Origin of the sequence: Corallococcus sp. AB045 (assembly GCF_003668895.1) — a bacterium.
Lineage (GTDB): Bacteria > Myxococcota > Myxococcia > Myxococcales > Myxococcaceae > Corallococcus > Corallococcus coralloides.
In genome coordinates, this window is record NZ_RAWN01000099.1 from 1 (window position 1) to 20,980 (window position 20,980).

The following is a 20,980-nucleotide window of genomic DNA, read 5'->3' on the forward strand; positions in this document are numbered from 1 at the left end:
CCCCCGCCCACCTTCGCCGGGGTGCCCGGCAGCGACCGCGCCACCTGCGAGACGATGACCAGCCGGTTCTGCGCGTCGAGCAGCATCTCCCGGGGCCAGCCCTCCACCTCCAGCGTCGCCGCCAGCGTGAGCTGCTCCGCGGGCCACGAGCGGTGCGCGTACAGCCGGTTGCCCGACAGCACGAAGATGCGCGTGCCGTCGTTCTGCACGAAGTCCGACTCGTGCACGCCCTCCACCTGGTTGTTGGTGCCGGTGGAGTCATTCGGCGCCTGGCTGCCGCCGCCGGAATTCGCGCCGCCCCCCGCCGCGTCCTCCGTGGGCATCGGCCCGAAGACGACGCCGCCGCGCGTCCCCCGGCCGAAGCGCTCCCAATAACCGGGCTTCTGCTGCTCCAGGCTCGCGCGCATCTGCTTCGTCGCGGTGTCCTCGATGTAGCGCTCCAGCGCCGAGCAGTCGTTGAAGGTCTCCAGCTTCAGCGACTGCTGCACGGGTTCGTTGTCCAGGCCGTCCGGGGCCTTGCCCCCGCCGTCACCGCACCCCACCACCAGGAGCGTGAGCCCCACCGTTCCGAAAAGACTTGGCCGCATGCGTGAATCCTCCCTCGAAAGCCTCGCGGGGCGCAGCGCTCTGCCACGCCCATGCCAGGGGAGAATTCCGCGGCTTCTGTCTGTGATTGCGGGGGGTTGGGAGGTGCGCGGGGGCCACCGCCGCTCTCAGAAACCTGAGGCGCGCACGGGACCCGCGGTGGGAAAACCGAGGGACTGGGGCACGAAGCGCACGAAGCGCTGTTGCAGCTGCGCGTCCATGCCTTCCAGCCGCAGGCCCATGCCCGTCTGCGAGCGGAACGCGCTCCCCATCCCGGGCGGGTTGCACCACGCCACCACCGCCTGCGCCTCGCAGGGCGTGCGCTGGCCGGCCATCACCAGGCGCAGGGACAGCCGCGAGCCCTCGCGCGCGGGCGTGAGCGTGCGCACGAAGAGCCCCTGGGGGCTGGCGTCGTGGCTGAAGCCGCTGAGCGTGGGGCCGCCCGGCGTGTTGAACTCCACCACGGTGAAGAAGGGCACCCGCTCCGCGGCCCTCAGCGGCACCGTGCCCGGCGACAGGCGGGCCAGCACCTTCGCCAGCAGCTCGTCCGCGCCCAGCTGCCGCTTGAGCAGCAGCGGCGCGCCGCTCAGCTCCTGCGCGCGGGCCAGCACGTCCGGCGACTCCTCCACCCGCGACATCAGGACCAGCGGCTTGCGCACGAACTGCTCGCGCAGGCGCGTGGCCAGCGACAGGGCCTCGCGCGGCAGCCGCGACACGTCCACCACGAAGCCGTCCAGCTTTTCCCCGTGGGTGACGGCCTGCGCCGCCGCGTCGTCCAGGTCCTTGGCGTAGAGCACGTGCAGCCCCTCGTGCTCCAGCGCTCCGCCCAGGAAGGTGTGCAGGAACCGGCCGCCCTCCACCAGCAGCACGCCCCGCCCGCGCGGCGGTCCCGTCCAGGCGCGCTCGCGCGACAGGCGCACCGCGGCCACCTTCGCCGCCAGCGCCTCCTGGCTCACCGGCTTGGGCAGGAAGTCATCCGCGCCCGCGCGCCCGCAGTGCATCACCTCATGGGGTTCGTCCGCCGCGGTGAACATCACCACCGGCACGTTGCGCCCCGCCGGGTGCGCCTTGACCATCCGGCAGGCCTCGTCCCCCTGGAGCTTCTCCAGGTGCAGGTCCATCAGGATGAGCGCCGGCGTCCGCTGCGCCAGCTCCGCCAGGCACGCATCCGCGCCCTCCAGCCCCACCGCGTCACAGCCCATGCGCGACAGGTGCAGCCGCATCACGTCCCGCGCCGTCCGCGAGTCGTCCACCACGAAGACCAGATCTCTCGGGCGAGGAGAAAAGCCGGGGGTCGTCATGACTCCCGGAGATACGCGGACTCCGGGGAAGGCACCACGGACCCGGCGCCACAACGTGCGCTGGTGGACGCCTTTTCCGTGCGCCGCGGGACGTCAGCCGCGGGGCTCCGCGCGGCCGGACAGCAACTTCGTGAGCTGACGGGCAATGAGGGCGCACTGCGCGGCGTCACCGGCGGCCAGCGCGTCCTTGCCGCCCACCAGCAGCTGCTGCACGGTGCCCACGGCCGACTCGGCCTCCGGGCTGGGGTTCTCCCGGGCGCTCTGCTGGAGCAAGCGGGCCAGCTTCTCCCCGCGCTCCAGCAGCTTGCGGAAGGTCTCCTCCGCCTTGCGCGCGTCCACCACCCCTTGAGCCTGGGCGTAGTTGGACTGCTCCTGGCCCAGCTTCTCCGCCTCGCCCTGCGGCAGGCCGGCCCGGGCCTCCAGGCGCACCAGCTCCATGTGGCCGGAGGTCAGGTCGGTGGCCTTCACCGCGAGGATGCCCTCGCCGGACAGCTCGAAGACGACCTCCAGCGGCGTCTCCCCGCGGTTGGCGACGTGCAGGTTCTTGAGGACCACCTCGCCCAGCTTGTGGTTCTCGTCCTGGAACTCGCTCTCCCCCTGGTACACGGGGATGCGCGCCTCGGACTGGCCGGAGGTGCCCGGGAAGAAGATGTCGCGCGCCACCACGGGCACGCCCGTGTTCTTGGGGATGAGCCGCTTCACCCGGCCGCCCATCACGCCCACGCCCAGGCTCTGGCTGGCCACGTCCAACAGCAGCGCCTGCCCCGCCTGGCGGACCAGCTCATCCGCCTGCACCGCGGCGCCCAGCGCCACGGCCTCGTCCGGGTGCACGTCCGTGGAGGGCGCGCGGCCAAAGAAGTCCGCCACCAGCCGGCGCACCAGCGGCACGCGGGTCATGCCGCCCACCAGCAGCACCACGTCCACCGAGCGCGGATCCATCCGCGCCTCCGCCATCACGCTCTTGCAGACGTCCAGGCAGCGGCGCGACAGCGGCTCGGAGAGCGTCTCGAAGAAGCTGCGCGTGAGCGCGGTGTTGATTTCGGTGAAGCGCTTCACACCCGCCGTGTGGTCGCCCAGGCCGGACACGGAGATGGTGGCCTCCTCGGACTCGGTCAGCTCGCGCTTGGCCGCCTCCGCCGCCACCTTCAAGCGCCGCAGCGACTGCGCGTCCTTGGAGACCGCCTCCTGGAAGGCGTCCTCCACCTGCGCCAGCAGCCACTGGACGATGCGTTGGTCGAAGTCCTCGCCGCCCAGCGCGTGGTCGCCGCCCGTGGCCTTCACCTCGAAGACGCCCGCCTTCACGTCCAGGATGGACACGTCGAAGGTGCCGCCGCCCAGGTCGAACACCAGCGCGCTGCCCTCGAAGCCGCGGGACAGGCCGTACGCCAGCGCCGCCGCGGTGGGCTCGTTGACCAGCCGCACCACCTCCAGCCCCGCGATGGCTGCCGCTTCCCGCGTGGCCTGGCGCTGGTTGTCGTCGAAGTTCGCGGGGACGGTGATGACGCACTTGCGCACGTCGCGCCCGAAGTGCGCCTGCGCGTCCAGGCGCAGCTCGCCCAGGATGAAGGCGGACACCTGCGTCGCCGGCAGCACGCGGCCGGACAGCTTCACGCGCACGTCGCCCGTGGGGCCGGCCACCAGCGGGTACGGCACCACCGCCTTCGCCTGCTGCACCAACTCCGGCGTGTAGCGGCGTCCCAGGAAGCGCTTGGTGGCCCACACCACCGCGTCCGGGTGCTCCTCCCCCAGCGCCTGGGCCGGCTGCCCCACCAGGCGGTCGCCCGCCCGGGTGAGGCCTACCACCGAGGGCGTGAGGCGTCCTCCCGCACGTGAGGGGATGAGGCGCGGGCGTCCGTCTTCCACGGTCGCGACGACGCTGTTGGTGGTGCCCAGGTCGATGCCGATGACAGGTTCTTGCATGGCGAGGGTGGGGCCCACGCTACGGGTAAGCGCCCGCTTCCGCCAAGTCCTGTCGCACCCCGGCCGTCCGTTGCCGGGCGCCGGGCTGCCTTTGGGGGCCCGGGGGCGGCCACCAGCGCACACCCGGAGTGCCCACCCGGGGACGCTTCCCCTCCCCCTCTCTCCAGACCTCGGGAGGCCCCAAGCGGCCTCGGCGATCCAACGCATGGCACCGGCATCATTGCCGCCAGGGACGCCCCATGCTAAGGGCGCCAGCGTCATGGTGAACGTCTCCATCGCCCGCCGCTACGCCCGCGCCATCCTCGACGTCGCAGCGGAAGGCAACCGCACCGACGCCGTCGCCGAGCAGCTCAACGCCTTCGCCGCCGTCGTGGGCAAGAGCGCCGACCTGTCGGACGTGTTGCTCAACCCCGCCTACAGCCGCGCTCAGCGCAGCCGCGTGGTGGAGGGCCTGCTCCAGGCCATGCCCTCCCCCGCGGAGCCCGCGCTCGCCAACGCGCTGCGCCTGCTGGTGGACCGCAACCGCCTGGGCTACCTGCCCGACATCGCCCGGCTCTACCGCGACATGGCGGACGCCCGCGCGGGCCGCGTCCGGGGTCAGGTCACCAGCGCCGCCCCGCTCTCCGCGGACGCCCTCGCCCAGCTCCAGCAGTCGCTCCAGCAGCTGACCCAGCGCAACGTCGTGCTGGAGACCAGGGTGGATCCGTCGCTGCTCGGCGGTGTGGCCGCCCAGGTCGGTGGCACCCTCTACGACGGCACCCTGCGCACCCAGCTCGAGCAGATGCGCCGCGAGCTGAAGTAACCCCAACCCCCACTCCCGGTGCGGTGGACGTGCCGGGTTGTCAGGGTTGCCCGCAGTCCTAGTCAAACCTGTATTTCCCGTCGGCTCTGGGAATAGGTATACTTCTCGCCAACGCGGACAAGCCCGCGTTTTCCGAGACGACCCGCCCATGCCGCAGCCTGTGTTCCAACGGCTTCCCGGAGCCCTTCCGTCCCTGGGGGTTCCCGAGGAAACCCTGCCCTTTCTGAGTGCGTTGCTCAACGCGCCGGGTTGGGGGGTGGCGCTGGTGGACGGGGACTCCCGTCTCGTCTGGATGAACGACCTGCTGGCTTCGCTGTGCGGCCGCCCGGCGCAGCTGTGCGTGGGGCGCTTCCTGTCGGAGGCGTGGCCGGGTCTGTCGCCGCCGCTGTCGCCGCTGCTGGCGCGAGCGCAGTCCGGTGAGCGGGTGGCGGAGGAGCTGGTGTGGGGCCGCTTCGGCGAGGTGGGCACGCTGCGCCACCTGACGGTGAGCGCCATGCCGGCGGCCCCGGCGTCGGGCGTGCTCCTGCTCCTGCGGGACTCCTCCGCGCGCCTGCGCGAGGAGGCGGCGCTGCGCGCGAGCGAGGAGCACATGCGCTCCATCGTGGAGATCTCCTGCGACGGGTACTTCTTCCACGACCGCGGGCAGTTCCTGGACATCAGCCCCGGCCTGGGGCGCCTGATGGGCTATTATGAGACGGCGGAGCTGATCGGCCGGAACATCCTGGAGGTCGTGGCGCCGGAGTTCCGCGCCCCCGCGCGCGACGTGATGGACCGCGGCGTGGAGGCTCCGTACGAGTTGGCCGTGCTCCACCGCGACGGCCGCCGCATCCCCGTGGAGGTCATGGGCCGGCCGGCGACGTTCCAGGGCCGCTCGGTGCGCATGGGCGCGGTGTGGGACGTGAGCATCCGCAAGGCCGCCGAGGAGCGCCTGATGCGGATGGAGCACTTCCGCGACCAGTTCCTGGACGCGGCGGGGGACGGCTTCAAGGCCCCGCTCCAGTCGCTCCACTGCGAGGTGCTCGCCCTCCAGCACGCTCCGTCACTGCCGGAAGGGCTGACGGACCAGGTAGGACGGGTGGGCCAGGGCGTGCGCCGGGTGGAACGGCTGATCCGCCAGCTGCTGGATTTCACCCGCGCCCGGCTGTCCAACGGCCTGCCCATCCAGCCCTCCTCCATCCACCTGGGGCAGTTGGCGGAACGCGTGCTGGCGGACCGGCAGCGGGCCCACCCGGGCCGCGACCTGCGGCTCGTCACCAACGGCGACCTGAGGGGCGCCTGGGACGGCGAGCGGCTCTTCCAGTTGATGGATTCCCTGGTGGGCAACGCCCTGCACCACGGCCCCATGTCCTCATCCGTGGTGCTCCAACTGACGGGGCGCTTCGACGGCGTGACGGTGCAGGTGCACGACCCGGACTGCCGGGTGCCGCCGGAGTACCAGGGCACCCTCTTCGAGCCGTTCAAGCACCGCGCCCTGTGCTCCGCGGATGACGGGCTGGGGCTGTCGCTCTTCATCGTGCGGCAGATCGCCCTGGCCCACGGCGGGCGCATCTCCGTGGAGTCGGGGGCGGCGGACGGCACCCGCTTCATCGTGTGGCTGCCCCGCGAGGACGGCCCCTCCGTTTCCGGCGCCTGAAGCCGGGCTCGACGCCGGGCTCCCTGGGCTTGCGGGCGGGCGGGGCCCCTCACGTCCGGGCCGCCGGCTTACGTGCGCGATAAAGGGGTGCGGGGGTGGGGGAAGGCCCTGGCGCGTGGCGCGTTGCGAGAGTCCCGGTGCCCGTGATAGGGGGCCACCCGGTACATCAAGATTCGCGGCGGCCATCCCCGTTTCCTCAGGCCGCCCCCTCCGCAAGGACGCTAGACGCCCATGGAAATCCGCGCCGACGAGATCAGCAAAATCATCCGGGAGCAGATCAAGGACTACGGCAAGAAGGTCACCGTCGCCGAGACCGGCACCGTGCTGACCGTGGGCGACGGTATCGCCCGTGTGTACGGCCTGGAGGGCGCGCTCGCCGGTGAGCTGGTGGAGTTCACCAACGGCGTGCAGGGCCTGGTCCTCAACCTGGAAGAGGACAACGTCGGCGTCGCCATCATGGGTGAGTTCAAGGACATCCGCGAGGGTGACACCGTGAAGCGCACCGGGCAGATCGCCTCCGTGCCGGTGGGCAAGGGCCTGCTGGGCCGCGTGGTGAACGCGCTGGGCCAGCCGGTGGACGGCAAGGGCCCCATCGAGGCCACCGAGCACCGCCGCCTGGAGGTGAAGGCGCCCGGCATCGTGAAGCGCAAGTCCGTGCACGAGCCCCTGCAGACGGGCATCAAGGCGCTGGACGCGCTGGTGCCGGTGGGCCGCGGTCAGCGCGAGCTCATCATCGGTGACCGCCAGACGGGCAAGACGGCCGTCGCCATCGACGCCATCATCAACCAGAAGGGCCTGGGCGTTTACTGCATCTACGTCGCCATCGGGCAGAAGCAGTCCACCGTCGCGCAGGTGGTGGAGAAGCTGACCCGCTACGGCGCCATGGAGTACACGGTGGTGGTCGCGGCGAACGCGTCCGACCCGGCGCCCATGCAGTACTTCGCGCCGTACGCGGGTGTCGCCATCGGCGAGTACTTCCGCGACAACAAGATGCACGGCCTCATCGTGTACGACGACCTCTCCAAGCAGGCCGTGGCGTACCGCCAGCTGTCCCTGCTCCTGCGCCGCCCGCCGGGCCGCGAGGCGTACCCGGGCGACGTGTTCTACATCCACAGCCGCCTGCTGGAGCGCGCCGCCAAGCTGTCCGACGAGGAGGGCGCGGGCTCCCTCACGGCGCTGCCCATCATCGAGACGCAGGCGGGTGACGTGTCCGCCTACATCCCGACGAACGTCATCTCCATCACCGACGGGCAGATCTTCCTGGAGACGGACCTGTTCTTCTCCGGCGTCCGTCCGGCCATCAACGTGGGCCTCTCCGTGTCGCGCGTGGGTTCCGCGGCGCAGATCAAGGCCATGAAGCAGGTCGCGGGCTCCATGAAGCTGGAGCTGGCGCAGTACCGCGAGCTGGCCGCCTTCGCCCAGTTCGGCTCCGACCTGGACAAGGCCACGCAGGAGACGCTGGCGCGCGGCGCCCGCATGGTGGAGCTGCTCAAGCAGGGCCAGTACGAGCCGCTCTCCGTCGAGCGTCAGGTCATCCAGATCTACGCCGCGACCAACAAGGACGACGCCGGCAAGCGCGGGTGGATCCGCCAGGTGCCGGTGGGTGACGTGGTCCGCTGGATGAAGGAGATGCTGGAGTTCGTGGACAGCAAGTACCCGAACATCGTCCAGGACCTGGTCGCCAAGCGCGAGCTGACCGCCGACATCAAGGCGAACATCAACAAGGCGTTCACCGAGTTCAACGACCTGTTCCAGGCGACCCCGGGCGCCAAGGTCTAGTTTCGCGCCCCACGCGCGGTGCCTTGACGGACAGCCCCGCCCTCCCTTCAGAAGGGAGGCGGGGCTTTTCGTTTGCCCGGGGGAAGGCGGCCCTTCAGCGCAGCCGGGGCAGGATGGCGCGCAGGCTCTTGTCCGCGCTGCCACGCGCGCCCAGGCGCTGCACGGCGGCGCGCTCGTAGGGCATCACGTTGGCGCGCTCCACCAGCTGCACGTGCGCGCCCAGCGCGGCGGGCATGGCCAGGTCCAATTCGAAGATGTCGCCCGCGACGAGCGTGGACTCCGGGCCCGTGTGCGTGGCGTCCCAGATGCGCTTGAGCGCGGAGAAGTAGCGCCCGCGGCGCAGGTACACCGGCCGGCCCAGCACGCCGTCCAGGTGGAGCGCGTCCGGCAGCGCGTCGAAGCGCGCGTCCTTCGGCTCCGTGTCCTCCAACTGGAACTTGCGCGCGTCGCCGAAGACCTTCAGCCGCTCGCGGCCCTTGGGGGCCAGCTTGTCCAGCTTCGCCTCCACCAGCTCCGTGTGCGCGTTCGTCACCACCGACACGGGCAGGCCCGTGGCGAGCAGCGCCTCCAGCACCTCCTTCGCCTCCGCCTTGAAGGCCGTGGCCGAGTGCCGGTACGCCTCGCGGTACAGCGCCTGCACCGTGTCCGTGCGCAGCGCTTCGTCGTCGCCCTTGCCGAAGCGCTTGAGCAGCCGGTGCGCGGTGCAGGTGGCCGTCAGGTAGGGGTCCGCGGTGGCCGGCGCCACGATGCGCCCCGCGACCTCCCAGCCGTACTGGTCCACGCCCTCATGCAGCGCGGCGACCTCCTCCGCCCACGCCTGGGACGCGTCCTGCCCCAGCACTCCGTACAGCGCGTCCTGGAAGTGCCTGAGGAAGGGCTCGCCCTCCGCCAGCACGTCCGTGAAGGTCCCATCGAAGTCCAGCACCACGCACGCGATTCCCATCCACCTATCCTTCTTGCAGCCCGGCCGCTTCGAAGCGCGGCCGTGAACGAAAGCCCCGAATGACGCCCCGTCGGCCGCTCCGAATCAAGCCCCCTGCCCTGCCTCCGGGTGGAGGCCGGTGCCAACTCCCGGAAAGCCGGATGGAACCCGGGTCGGGTGGTGCCGTTCCCCCGGCGCCCCCACCGTAGAGCCTCCCGCGGGGGAGGGGGCTCCGCGCCCATGTCCGAGCCGACTGGCACCTTTCTGGCGGAGTCCACACCCGTGCCGCAGGAGTGGCTGCGCACGGTGTTGCATCTGCTGCCGGTGGGGGTGGTCATCGTGGACACTGCGGGCCGCCTGCTCGCGGCCAACGCCGCCGCGAGCGCGCTGTGGGGCCAGGCCGCGCTGACGCGGATGCAGTTGGAGCGCTTCGGCACTTTCGAGGCGTACTGGCCCGGCACGGGCAGGCGCCTGCGCGGCGAGGAGTGGGCCGTGGCGCGCACGCTGCGCACCCGGCAGACCGTCTCCAACGAGGAGGTGGACATCGTCGGGAAGGACGGCGCGCGCCGCACCATCCTCAACTCCTCGGCGCCGCTGTACTCGGCGGAGAGCGGGCTGGTGGGCGCGGTGAACATCAACGTGGACATCACCGAGCGCAAGTCCACCGAGCGCGCGGAGTTCTTCGTCAGCGAGGCGAGCCGGCTGCTCGCCGAGTCCCTGGACTGGGAGACGACGCTCAAGGCCGTGGCGCGGCTGGCCACGCTGGAGTGGGCGGACTACTGCATGGTGGACGTGCTGGGACCGGACGGTGCGCTGCACCGGCTCGCGCTCAGCGCGAGGGACCCGCGGAAGCAGCCGCTGCTGGACCAGACCCTGCCCTTCCCGCCGAAGGCCGGCTCGGACACGCCGCTCGGCCGGGCATTCGCGCGGGGCAAGCCCGTGCTCGTCGCGGACATCACGCCCGGCTGGCTGGACGCGGTGTCCCTCTCGCCCGAGCACCGCCAGTTGCTGGAGGCGCTGGCGCCGCGCTCGTCCATGCTTCTGCCCCTGGCGGTGGGCCGGCGCCGCTTCGGCATCATCAACCTGGTCTCCGCGTCGCCCGCGCGCCGCTACACGAAGCGGGACATGGGCTACGCCACGGAGTTCGCGCGCCGCGCCGCCCTGGCGGTGGAGAGCGCCCGGCTGTACCGCGAGGCCCGCGAGGCCCTGCGCGAGCGCGACGCCTCCGCGGCCATGCTGGAGTCCTTCTTCGCCGCGTCGCCGGTGGGCATGGGCTTCGTGAACCAGGACCTGCGCTACGTGCAGCTCAACAAGGTCATCGCGGAGAACAACGGCATCCCCCTGGAGAAGCACCTGGGCCTCACGCCCCGCGAGCTGATGGGCCCAGCGGGCGGCCCCATCGAGGACCTCTTGCGCCAGGTGCTGGAGTCGGAGGTGGCCGTGGTGGACGACCCGGTGGAGTACGTCGTGGGCCCGGAGCCGCGCACCTTCCTGGCCACGTACTTCCCCGTGCGCTCCGGCATGGAGCTCCTGGGCGTGGGCGGCGTGGTGCGCGAAATCACCGAGCAGCGCCGCATGGAGACCCACCTGCGCTTCCTCACGGACGCCACCACCCGGCTGGCCACGTCCCTGGACTGGCGCACCACCGTGCGCAACGTGGCGGAGCTGGTGGTGGCGCAGATGGCGGACTACTGCCTGGTGGACATGCTGGGCGAGGACGGCCAGCACCTGGAGCGCGTGGAGCGCCGCGCCGTCGACGACCGGCTCCAGGCCCAGTTGGAGAAGTCCATGCCCTACGCGCCGCAACCCGGCACCCACACCCTGCTGCGCAAGGTGCTGGAGACGGGGCGCTCGGAGCTGGTGGCGGAGGTGGACGAAGACGCCATGCGCGCCTTCGCCGTCAACGACGTGCACCGGGAGGTCCTGGAAGGGCTGAGCCCGCGCTCGGTGATGATCGTCCCGCTGATGGCGCGCGGGCGCACGCTGGGCATCGTGAGCGCGGCGACGTGCTCGCCCACGCGGCGCTTCAACACGCGGGATTTGTCGCAGCTGGAGGACCTGGCCTGGCGCGCGGCGCTGGCCGTGGACAACGCGCGGCTGTACCGGCAGGCGGAGCAGGCCGTGGCCGCGCGCGACGAGTTCGTGGCGGTGGCGACGCACGAACTGCGCACGCCCCTGTCCGCGCTGCACCTGCAGCTGTCGTCGCTGCAGCGCACGGTGGACAAGCTCGCGTCGGATGAATCCGAGCGGCTGGGCCAGGGGCTGTCGGGGGCGCTCCGGCAGGCGGACCGGCTGACGCGGCTGGTGGCGCACCTGTTCGACGTGGCGCGGCTGGGCACGGGGCAGATGGCGCTGGAATTGGGCGCGGTGGAGCTGTCCTCGCTGGTGCACGCGCTGGTGGCGCGGATGGAGGATGCGCTGGCCACCGCGGGCTGCGTGGCGGTGGTGCACGCGGACCAGCCGGTGGTGGCGCTGGCGGACCGGCCGCGCGTGGAGCAGGTGCTGATGAACCTGCTCACCAACGCGATGAAGTACGCGCCCGGCCTGCCGGTGGAGCTGTACGTGGAGCGCGACGGGGAGAAGGCCATCATCGCCGTGCGCGACTGGGGCCCCGGCATCCCCCCGGAGGCACGCGAGCGCATCTTCGAGCGCTTCACGCGCAACAGCGGCGAGCACGCGCGCGCGAGCCTGGGCCTGGGCCTCTACATCTCCCGGCAGCTCGCCCGCGCGCACGGCGGCGACCTCTTCGTGGAGACGCCGCCGGAGGGAGGGCCCGGTTCGCGCTTCGTGCTGTACCTGCCCCGGTGGAAGAAACCGTCCGGGGCGGCCCCCGGCTGAAGCAGGCAGGCGGTGTCGCACGGCGCCACCTTGCCGCCCACACCCGGGGGGCCATTACCCTTCAGGGCCATGGACGACGCGCGAACGACAGCAGCGCTCGGACGCTGGCGGTGGCTGCCCTGGGGGCTGCTGGCCGTCGCGGTGGCGGTGGCCTCCACGGGCGCGTGGCTGGGCTCGCGCTCGCTCCACGCGCTGGAGGCCCGGAGCGCGCAGCTGGAGCACGAAGCCACCGAGTCGGAGACCCACGTCGCGCAATTGCAGACGCTGCGGCAGGCCATGGAGCAGCGGCTGCGCGCGCTGGAGCGTCAACAGCAGGCGCAGGAGTGGGGCGGCGCCGCGGCGGAGCTCCAGGCGAAGAGCGCGGAGGCGCAGCACACGAGGCGCGAGGCGGCGCTCGAGGCGCTGGGCAGGACGCTGAAGGACGCGCTCCAGGCGGGCGACGTGGCCGTGGCGCTGGAGGACGACGCCCTGCGCGTGGAGGTGTCCGAGCGGATCCTCTTCGCGCCCGCCACGACGTCGCTCACGCCGGAGGGCGCTGGCGTGTTGAAGCAGGCCGCGGCGGTGTTCCGGGGTCCGCTCGCCGACCACCGCGTCGCGGTGGAGGCCCACACCGACGAGGTGCTCCCCGCCGCGCCCGGGAGTCCCGCCACCACCGCGTGGGAGCTGTCCGCCGCGCGGGCCGTGGTGGTGGTGCGGCAGCTGGGCGAGCGCGAGGGCCTGGCTCCGGAGCGCCTGAGCGCCACGGGCCACGCCGCGTACCGGCCGCTGGTGCCCAACGACAGCCCGCCCCACCGCGCCAGCAACCGGCGCGTCACGCTGCGGCTGTCCCCCACGCCGGTGACGCCGGAGAGCGCGGCCGTGGCCCGCACGGAGCCGCCGCCGCGGCCCATGAAGCGCCAGGCGAAGGCCAAGGCGAAGAAGACGGCGCAGCGCTGACGCACGGGACGCGGAGTGAATAGAACGCCTGGCTGCCCGTCCAGGGGTGCAGAGGGTTTCCACCTCGCCCCTGCCTCGGAGCCTCCCGTGTCCGCCTTCCGCCCCGCGCTGTGCTCCGCCTTCGCCGCCGGCCTCCTCCTGGCCGCGTCTCCCGCCGAGGCTCGCTTCGGCAAGAAGTCCCCGGACACGGCCGAGAACAAGAAGGAGGACAAGAAGCGCGACGACAAGGGCTCCAAGGTCCACGCCGCCACGCCCGTCCGCTCCGGCTCGCGCAACGTAGTCTCCAGCCGCCCGCCCCCGCGCGACCGGCCCTCGTACTCCGCTCACGTCCACGGTGACGCCATCGTGGCGGCCGCGGAGTTGCTGACCGTCGCCGTGGAGGCCTCCAGCCCGCGGCCCAGCATGGCCGTCCGCGAGCAGCGCGACGTCCAGCCGCTCACCCTGCGCGCGGGCCTCAACGTGGGCGCCCTGGGCGGCGGCGTCGCCGGGGACGCGTTCCTGGGCATCGAGGGTGAGACGCTGGGCATCGCCGTGCAGGGCACGCAGCTGGTGCTGCCCACCGACGACGGCACGCGCGGCACGGACGACATCCGCCTGGCGACCATGCACCTCACCTATGCGCCCGTGTCCACCGACCGCGTGCGCTGGCGCCTCGAGGGCGGTCTCTCCACCGCCCACGCGCCGGACGTCTTCTTCGTGGGCCCCAGCCTCGCCACGTCCCTGGAGGTCTGCGTGGCGGGCCCGCTGGACCTGGAGGCGCGCGTGCAGGGCACGGCCGGCACCTACCGGCAGCTGGACGCGAGCGCCGGCATCGCGCTGCACCTGGGCGCCCTCAACCTGCGCGGCGGCGTGCGTGGCCTCATCCTGGACGACGCGGGCCGGGTGGACGGCATCCAGCACGTGGACAGCTTCGTGGGCCCCTACGCCGGCGCCGGCCTGGCCTTCTGAAGCACCCGCATGTCCGGGGGTGTACATGCCCCCTTCCGGACACCGCCCCCCATCCCCGGGGCCCTGGTTTCACCTGGGGTGATGAGGGTTGAATATTCCGGGCGAGCAGGCGTCCACATGCCGCGGCCCATCCCGTGGGCCCATGAAGAGGAGAGGTCGCCGTGGGCTTCTGGAAGACGCTGTGCGCCGCGCTCGCTGTCGCCGTCCTGCTGGGGTCCGCGCCCGCCGAGGCCCGCTTCGGCAAGCGCTCCAAGCCGAACAGCTCCGACTCCAAGGACTCCGACGACAAGGACGGCAAGAAGGAGCACCGCGCCACCCCGGTGGGCCGCTCCTCGGACGCGCCGGTGCGCTCCAGCGTGCGCTCCTCCGGCGTCGGCGTCGGCTGGTTCGACGTCCTCTTCATCGCCGGCCCGTCCAGCTACCACCGCCGCGCGCGCGCGGAGGTGCCCCGCGGCCAGCGCGCGCCCCGGCCCGCGCCGCTCGTGCACCTGAACGTGCAGGGCAACAGCTTCGGCGACGTGGGCGGCGCGCTGGACCTCTTCATGGCCCTGGACGGTCAGCGCTGGGGCATGGACGCGCGTGTGAGCGGCATCGCGCTGGAGGCGGATGACGGCTCGGCGGGCACGGACCGGCTGACGCTGCTGGACGCGCACCTGACCATCTCGCCGTGGTCCACCGAGCGCGGCCGCTTCCGCATGGAGGCCGGCATCGCCAGCGCGCACGCGCCGGACGCCATCTTCGTGGGCCCCAGCCTCGCCGCGTCGCTGGCGGCGTGCCTGGGCCCGTCGCCCTTCGACGTGGAGGCGCGCATCCAGGTGGTGCCCTTCCCGCACCGCCAGGTGGACATGCAGGCCGGCCTGGCGCTGCACCTGGGCGCCCTCAACCTGCGCGGCGGCTGGCGCACCCTGTACCTCAGCGACGGCGGCCACCTGGACGGCGTGGTGCACGCGGACCACTTCACCGGCCCCTACCTGGGCCTGGGCCTGTCGTTCTGAAGGCCGGAAGGCTGAAGTAAAAACTCCCGGGTCCCCGTACCGTGCGGGCCCCGGGAGTCTTCGCGTCGGGGCTACTCCTCCGACGACGCCGCGTAGGACGTCGGGGTGGTGTCCGCCCCGGAGCCGTTGGACGCGCCCGCGCGCTTCATGCGCCGCTTGGGCGGCGGGGCCAGCTTGGGCTCCATGCTGAAGACGCGCCCGTAGATTTCAGGCGTGTTGATGTTCACGATGACGCCGGGGTCCTTCACGTTCAGGCGGCGCGGGTTGATCACCTTGAGCGCCGCCTCCAGGTCCTCGCCCTCCGCCTCGAAGAGCTTGCGCGCAGCGCCCTTCGACAGCACCACCGGCCAGCCCGTGGCGTTGTCGTACTCCGGCCGCAGCGCCATGACGCCGTCGGTGCCGCCGCGCTCCATGTCCTTGAGCATGGACTTCACGGTGGTGACGCGCAGGGCCGGCATGTCCACCGGATGCACCAGCACCACGTCCGCGTCCTCGGCCATGGCCGCCTCCAACCCGGCCTTCACCGACGCCAGCAGGCTCTTCTCCCAGTCCCTGCTCGTCACCAGCTCCAGGCTCGGGTGCTGCTCGCGCACCGCGTCCTCGTCGCTGCCCACCACGCCCAGCACCCCGCACCCCGCCTTTCCGAAGGTGGACGCCAACGACTGAAGGAAGCTCTTGCCCCCTTCATGCTCGATGAGCGCCTTGGGGTGGGACATCCGCCGGGCCTTGCCCGCCGCCAGGATGATCGCCACTGCCTTCATGACCCGCCTCCTCGCCCTCGACGGAAAGCCGGGGGCACCGCCAACAGGCTGTTGACCTCCTTCCGGGATTGCAGCCCGCCCGCCAGTACGAGTCGTCAGACAGCCGCCAGTCACACGAGGAGGTGTTCGCTGCCAGCCCTTTGGGCAAGGGCGGGTGTCCACCAGCGGTCAGCCGGACTGGCCAGGGGGCTTCCCCTCCCCGGCGCCGGATGGGCGCCGATAGGCCCTTCAGTGCAGCCAGCCACTGGAGGCCGCCAGCCGCAGCGGGGCGGCCGTCTCCACGGTCGTTTCTTCCGGCGCCGCCAGCGCCTTCACGGTCAGAATTTCAGCCAGCCGGGCCAGCGGGCGGCGGCGGGCCACGCGGTGCAGCTCGTCCTCCGTCACCTCGCCCAGCAGGTCGCCCCCACGCCCCTCCACCACGGGCAGCACGTGCACGCCGTGGCGGTACATCTGCTGGAGCGCTCCCAGGACGGTGTCCTCCGGGAACAGGTTGATGGCGCGGGAGAGGAGGTTCTGGAACTCAGGGCTGCGGCACATCGACACGTGAGGCCTCCGGTGCTCGGCGTTCGGGCGCCGTGTGCCGGAAGGCCTTAGCAATCCGCTTGCCGACGCCCGCGCGAGGGGGGCCGGAGCTTCTCCAGGGCCCCTTGGCGGATCCGCCTGTCCGCCCTATTTCTTCGGCGCGGGCTTCACCGACTCCACCATCTTGCGGAAGCCCTTCTCCGCGCCGTTCACCGTCTTCTCCGGCCCGGTGAGCTTGTAGAAGATGGCGCCCTCCGGTCCCTCCACGATGGCGCCGCGCAGCTTGAAGTGCGGCTTGGGCGTGGAAGGCCCCATCATGGGACCGCCGCCCGCGTACGTGCCCTTCACCTCCACCGTGGTGACGGGCAGCCCATTCACCTTCTCCTGCTTCGTCTTCGCGTCCTTGTCCTCCAGGGGCTTGCCGTCGGGCTTCTGGAACTGCGCCACCCAGCGCTTCACGTTCGCGTCCACCGCGCCGCCCTGTCCCTGCCCGAAGTAGAAGACAGCCAGCTCCGCGTCTTCCGCGTCCCCCTTCGCGGCGGGCACCTTGTACGTCGCCGCGCGCATCGGCCGGGGAGGCTGGGCGGCCCACTCCGGCGGCGCGCTCCACGTCAGGCCTCCGGCCTCCTCCGCGCTCGCGCTCATCGCCACGGTCATCGCCAACACAGTCAGCAGTCGTTTCATGGGCGGCAGCGTATCCGCGTTCCTCCGCGCGTCACGCCCCTCGCGCCGCGCACGCCGCGTGAGACGTCCACCTGCGTGCACGCGCGGAAACCCCATAGCTGACTCGGCGCGTCAATCCCTCTCACTTTGTGACCGGGGGAGGGCGTGCTAGTCACTGACGTGTTTCCAGCAGTTCACCTTGGGCTGGAGGGGATTCCCACCATGAAGAAACAGTTGTTCCTCGGGGCCATGGCCCTGGGAGCCGTCGCCTGCACGCCGGAGATTGCGCAGGAGGCTCCGAATCTGAACGTCGGCCTGGCGGAGTTCGACCCCTCGGCGTCTCCCGCCGTGGTTCCCTCCCCCAACGACCTGGCCATCAACCAGCAGACGAAGCGGGTGCAGGCGCCCATCAACCCGGCGGCGTCCGCGGCGGAGCAGGAGTTCACGCGCGACTACCTGAACTCGCTCAACGGCTTCCCCACGTCCGCCATCGCGAACACCAAGATCAAGGACCTGGATCCGAGCTCGGTGAGCCCGAAGACGGTCATCTTCATCGACATGTACGCGGGCACGCCGCTGGCGACGAAGCCGGTGACGCCGACCCTCGCGTACAACGAGGACACGGACCTCCTCAACATCATCCCCCCGGTGGACCTGAACACGGGCCTGCCGGCGTGGCCGAAGGGCTCGCGCTACGCGGTGGCGCTGGTCGGCGGTGAGAACGGCCTGAAGACGACCTCCGGCCAGTCCATCATCGGATCCGCCACGTGGGCCTTCATCAACTCCGACAAGTCGCTGGTCACCTGCGACGACCTGACGTCGCCGGACTGCGGCCCGGCCACGGAGCTCATCCCCTCCACGGAGACGGACCCGGCCAAGCGCCTAGCGGACCAGACCGCCAAGTCGCTGCAGTTGGAGCAGCTGCGCCTGGGCTACAAGCAGATCTTCGACAAGGCCCTGGCCCCGCAGGGGTTCAAGCGTGAGGACATCGTCCTCATCTGGACCTTCAGCATCCTCAACCAGCCGGAGGCCACCATCAACCTGGCGGCCAACGAGCGGCTGCCGCTGATCGTCCCCTTCCCCAACAACCTGATCCGCAAGTCGGACGGCACCCTGGACTTCCCGGTCCCGGCGACGCCGGGCCTGCAGCAGGACCTGTTCACGGGCCTCAACACCCTGGACGGCTTCTCCACCACGGGCGCCACCGTCGCGGAGAACGGCGATGATCACGGCGTGCTGGACGGCACCATGTACCGCGTGGCCGCGGACGGCCCCGCCCCCAAGGTGGATCCGGCGTCGCTCGCCGATGGCGTGAAGTTCTTCAAGGTCACCAACCAGGACAAGGGCACCCAGCCGGACGTGGTGACCTGCCTGGTAAACAACGCCGGTGACTGCGGCACCAGCGTGGGCGCCGAAGGCATCGTCCCCGTGCCCCAGCAGCTGCAGATCATCCCGAAGGCTCCGCTGGATGGCGCCACCGAGTACGGCGCGGTGCTGACCACGGACCTGAAGGACATGGATGGCCGCAACGTGGCCCCGTCCACGGCCTTCGCGCTGCTGCGCCTGGCCAACCCGGTGTACGACGAGGCCACCAAGAAGAGCACCATCTCCTCCGTGCCGGACGGGCTCGCCTTCCTGCTGGAGCCGCGGCGCAAGCTGCTCAAGCCCTACTTCGACAAGGTGGCGGCGCCGGTCAAGGACGGCGGCCTGGGCATCCCGCGCTCGAAGATCGCGCTCGGCTGGAACTTCACCACCCAGAGCACCACGTCCGTCCTGCAGCAGCTGTACACGCTGCCCGGCGGCGTGTTCGGGACGCCCGCGGCGCCCACCTCCATCTTCCCCATCACGTCGCAGGTGAAGGCGGCGATGGCCGGGGCCGGGTTCGCGTCCGCCAACGTCAACGCGGTCTACGAGGTGCGGGCCAACACGCCGTTGCTGCTCACGGGCCCCTTCGGCACGCTGAACCCCGGCGCGAAGCGCGACACGCGCTACCCGTTCATGCTGTTCATGCCGACCGGCACGATGCCCGAGGGTGGCTGGCCGGTGGCGGTGTTCGGCCACGGACTGACCAGCAACCGCACCGCGGTGCTCGGCGTGGCCAACTCGCTGAACGCCGCGGGCTACGCGGTGGCCGCGATGGACGCCGTCTACCACGGTGAGCGCACCAGCTGCGTGGGCGCCGCCGCGGTGCTCCCCACGCCGAACCCGGCGGGCGACTCCGCCGCGTGCGCAAACCCCGCCGCCCAGCGCTGCGAGGACAACGCCGCCAGCCCGTCCTACGGCCGCTGCGTGGCGCGCACGGACGCGGCTCGCGCGGACTGCAGCCCCGGTGCGCTCCCGGCGGGCGTGCCTGCGGACGTGTACTGCTCCAACCTCGTCTCCCCGTCGCAGGGCCAGTGCATGGCGGACAACAAGTGCGAGGGCGGCGACTTCCTGCGCAACGCCCAGGGCATCCCGTCCATCTCCGGCTGGAACTTCCTGAACCTGGGCAACCTGTTCACCACGCGCGACAACTTCCGCCACCACGTGGTGGACTTCAGCCAGTTCCTGCGCGTGCTGGCCAGCCAGGAGCTGTCCGACGCCGTGGGCGGCCTGAACGCAGCCCAGGTGGACTACGTGGGCCAGAGCCTCGGCGGCATCATGGGCACCATGTCCACCGCGGTGTCCCCGCGCGTGCGCCGCTCGGTGCTCAACGTGGCCGGTGGCAACCTGGCCGGCGTGCTGCTGACGGCGCCCGCCTTCGAGACGCAGCGCACCGCGTTCCTGCTCCAGCTGTCCCAGGCGGGCATCAAGCCGGGCATGCGTCAGTTCGACACGTTCATCAGCCTGGTGAACACCATCCTGGACCCGGCGGACGCGCGCAACTACGCGTACCTGCTGGAGAACAACGTGGCGGCCAGCACGAACGCCGCCGAGCACCGCGCGTTCATCCAGTACATCGAGGGCGATACTGTCATCCCGAACGCGAACACGGTGGCGCTGATCAACGCGGCCAACCGCAAGGACGCGCCCCGCACGGTGGCTTCGTACATGTTCCCCGTGTCGGAGTCGCCGGCGGGTCACAGCTTCCTGGTCTACAGCGCGAACGCCCAGAATCAGGCCGTCGCGTTCCTGAAGACCGGCGCCCAGCCCCAGTAACGCGAACCACTGAGAGAGGAATCAAACACTCATGAAAAAGACACTCTCCCTCGTGGCGATCCTGGCGGCCGGTACCAGCCAGGCCGCGGGATTCCAGGTCGACACCCACAGCGCTCGCGCCACCGGCGCGGGCGGCGCCGCCACGGCGTGGCTGGAGGACTCGTCCTCCATCTATTACAACGTGGCGAACATGGTCGGCGTGAAGACGCTGGACATCACGCTGGGCGACACGGGCATCCTCCCCAGCATCACGTTCCAGCGGCCGAACATGGAGGCGGAAGGGCAGCGCACCACGCTGTCTCCTCCCCCGCACCTGTTCATCGTCTACAAGCCGTTCGAGAAGGCGGCGTTCGGCGTGGGCGTGTTCACGCCGTACGGCGCGCGCAGCCGCTGGGAGGAGGGCTTCAGCGGCCGCTTCCGCGGCTACGAGTCCTCGCTGGCGACGTACTACATCAACCCGTCGTTCGCGTATGAGCTGCACCCGCGCTTCCGCTTCGGCGCGGGTCTGGACATCGCCCGGGCCACCATCGAGCTGACGCGCGGCCTGGACTTCGTGAACAGCGAGGGCTCCGTCCACCTGGGTGGCGCGGACTGGGGCTCCGGCTTCAACATTGGCGTGCAGGCCAAGTTGCTGGACAACCTGGACATGGGCCTCCACTACCGGAGCGCCATCGACATCGCGTTCCAGGGCCAGGCGGACTTCCAGAACATCCCGGTGGAGTTCCAGAGCCGGCTGACGGACCAGAAGGCGCACGCGGACGTCATCCTGCCGTCCACCGTGACGGCGGGCCTGGCGTACCGGCCGCTGAACAACCTGCTGCTGGCGTTCGACGCGAGCTGGGTGGACTGGTCCACGTTCTCGGAGCTGGCCATCCGCTTCGAGAACCCGTCCATCGACAACCCGATCCCCAAGCGCTGGCGTGCGAAGTGGAAGTACTCGCTGGGCGGTGAGTACGGCGTGTCGGACGCGCTCCAGGTGCGCCTGGGTCTCACGTACGACCCGTCCCCCAGCCCCGACAGCACGCTGACGCCGGACCTCCCGGACGCCAACCGCTTCAAGGTGTCCGCGGGCGTGGGCTACCAGTTCAAGCCGTTCCGCGCGGACCTGGGCTACCAGTTCGTCGCGCTGGCGGACAAGGAGAGCACGGCTCCGGGCATGCCCGGCACCTACTCCGGCAACGCGCACGTGCTGGGCCTGACGCTGGGCTTCAACCTGCAGTAACCGGCTGAACCGATT

The 20,980-nt window shown here is 71.3% G+C and carries 16 protein-coding genes; 9 read left to right on the forward strand and 7 right to left on the reverse strand.

From position 1 onward, the window contains the following. From D7Y21_RS22745 to D7Y21_RS22755, 3 genes are all read right to left on the reverse strand, one after another. A partial coding sequence (locus tag D7Y21_RS22745; RefSeq protein WP_199735477.1) for a beta-propeller domain-containing protein occupies positions 1-587 on the reverse strand: 587 nt, incomplete at its 3' end. Positions 588-713: 126 nt separating this feature from the next. After that, positions 714-1,886 carry a TIGR02266 family protein gene (locus D7Y21_RS22750; RefSeq protein WP_120567530.1) on the reverse strand — a complete coding sequence of 391 codons (1,173 nt, stop codon included), beginning with the start codon at positions 1,884-1,886 and terminating at the stop codon, positions 714-716. A gap of 93 nt (positions 1,887-1,979) precedes the next feature. Continuing rightward, positions 1,980-3,806, reverse strand: a complete 1,827-nt coding sequence (locus tag D7Y21_RS22755; protein WP_120567567.1) for an Hsp70 family protein — start codon at positions 3,804-3,806, stop codon at positions 1,980-1,982. 259 nt (positions 3,807-4,065) lie between these two features. On the opposite strand from D7Y21_RS22755, the gene atpH reads away from it, so the two are divergent. The 3 genes from atpH to atpA all read left to right on the forward strand — a co-directional run bounded on the left by atpH (position 4,066) and on the right by atpA (position 8,020). Then, complete coding sequence (atpH, locus tag D7Y21_RS22760; RefSeq protein WP_120567529.1) at positions 4,066-4,608, forward strand: ATP synthase F1 subunit delta; 543 nt, start codon at positions 4,066-4,068, stop codon at positions 4,606-4,608. A 148-nt stretch (positions 4,609-4,756) separates the two neighbouring features. Beyond that, a complete protein-coding gene (locus D7Y21_RS22765; protein WP_121715665.1) occupies positions 4,757-6,241 on the forward strand; it encodes a PAS domain S-box protein in 1,485 nt (494 codons plus the stop codon). A 231-nt stretch (positions 6,242-6,472) separates the two neighbouring features. Beyond that, positions 6,473-8,020 (forward strand): F0F1 ATP synthase subunit alpha, encoded by a 1,548-nt coding sequence (gene atpA, locus D7Y21_RS22770; RefSeq protein WP_120567527.1) that lies wholly within the window; start codon positions 6,473-6,475, stop codon positions 8,018-8,020. 94 nt (positions 8,021-8,114) lie between these two features. On the opposite strand, the gene D7Y21_RS22775 is transcribed toward atpA, so the two are convergent. Then, a complete protein-coding gene (locus tag D7Y21_RS22775) occupies positions 8,115-8,963 on the reverse strand; it encodes an HAD family hydrolase (protein ID WP_120567526.1) in 849 nt (282 codons plus the stop codon). 219 nt (positions 8,964-9,182) lie between these two features. Between D7Y21_RS22775 and D7Y21_RS22780 the strand changes: the two genes are divergently transcribed. The 4 genes from D7Y21_RS22780 to D7Y21_RS22795 all read left to right on the forward strand — a co-directional run bounded on the left by D7Y21_RS22780 (position 9,183) and on the right by D7Y21_RS22795 (position 14,659). Then, entirely contained in the window at positions 9,183-11,780 is a 2,598-nt protein-coding gene (locus D7Y21_RS22780; protein ID WP_120567525.1) for a PAS domain-containing protein, read from the forward strand. A 69-nt stretch (positions 11,781-11,849) separates the two neighbouring features. Then, the gene (locus tag D7Y21_RS22785) at positions 11,850-12,716 is read left to right on the forward strand and encodes an OmpA family protein (protein ID WP_121715667.1); all 867 of its coding nucleotides are present in this window, start codon (positions 11,850-11,852) and stop codon (positions 12,714-12,716) included. A gap of 87 nt (positions 12,717-12,803) precedes the next feature. Next, positions 12,804-13,664, forward strand: coding sequence for a hypothetical protein (locus D7Y21_RS22790; protein ID WP_120567523.1), 861 nt, complete (start codon positions 12,804-12,806; stop codon positions 13,662-13,664). Between the two features lie 161 nt (positions 13,665-13,825). Continuing rightward, positions 13,826-14,659 carry a hypothetical protein gene (locus tag D7Y21_RS22795; protein ID WP_120567522.1) on the forward strand — a complete coding sequence of 278 codons (834 nt, stop codon included), beginning with the start codon at positions 13,826-13,828 and terminating at the stop codon, positions 14,657-14,659. Between the two features lie 71 nt (positions 14,660-14,730). Here D7Y21_RS22795 and D7Y21_RS22800 read toward each other — a convergent pair whose 3' ends face one another. From D7Y21_RS22800 to D7Y21_RS22810, 3 genes are all read right to left on the reverse strand, one after another. After that, positions 14,731-15,420 carry an NTP transferase domain-containing protein gene (locus D7Y21_RS22800; protein WP_120567521.1) on the reverse strand — a complete coding sequence of 230 codons (690 nt, stop codon included), beginning with the start codon at positions 15,418-15,420 and terminating at the stop codon, positions 14,731-14,733. A 228-nt stretch (positions 15,421-15,648) separates the two neighbouring features. Further along, the gene (locus tag D7Y21_RS22805; RefSeq protein WP_120567520.1) at positions 15,649-15,957 is read right to left on the reverse strand and encodes a CBS domain-containing protein; all 309 of its coding nucleotides are present in this window, start codon (positions 15,955-15,957) and stop codon (positions 15,649-15,651) included. A 132-nt stretch (positions 15,958-16,089) separates the two neighbouring features. After that, positions 16,090-16,626 carry a hypothetical protein gene (locus D7Y21_RS22810; protein ID WP_199724645.1) on the reverse strand — a complete coding sequence of 179 codons (537 nt, stop codon included), beginning with the start codon at positions 16,624-16,626 and terminating at the stop codon, positions 16,090-16,092. 201 nt (positions 16,627-16,827) lie between these two features. On the opposite strand from D7Y21_RS22810, the gene D7Y21_RS22815 reads away from it, so the two are divergent. Continuing rightward, the gene (locus D7Y21_RS22815; RefSeq protein WP_121715670.1) at positions 16,828-19,743 is read left to right on the forward strand and encodes a hypothetical protein; all 2,916 of its coding nucleotides are present in this window, start codon (positions 16,828-16,830) and stop codon (positions 19,741-19,743) included. Between the two features lie 31 nt (positions 19,744-19,774). Next, positions 19,775-20,965 (forward strand): OmpP1/FadL family transporter, encoded by a 1,191-nt coding sequence (locus D7Y21_RS22820; protein WP_120567517.1) that lies wholly within the window; start codon positions 19,775-19,777, stop codon positions 20,963-20,965. Positions 20,966-20,980 lie beyond the last annotated feature (15 nt).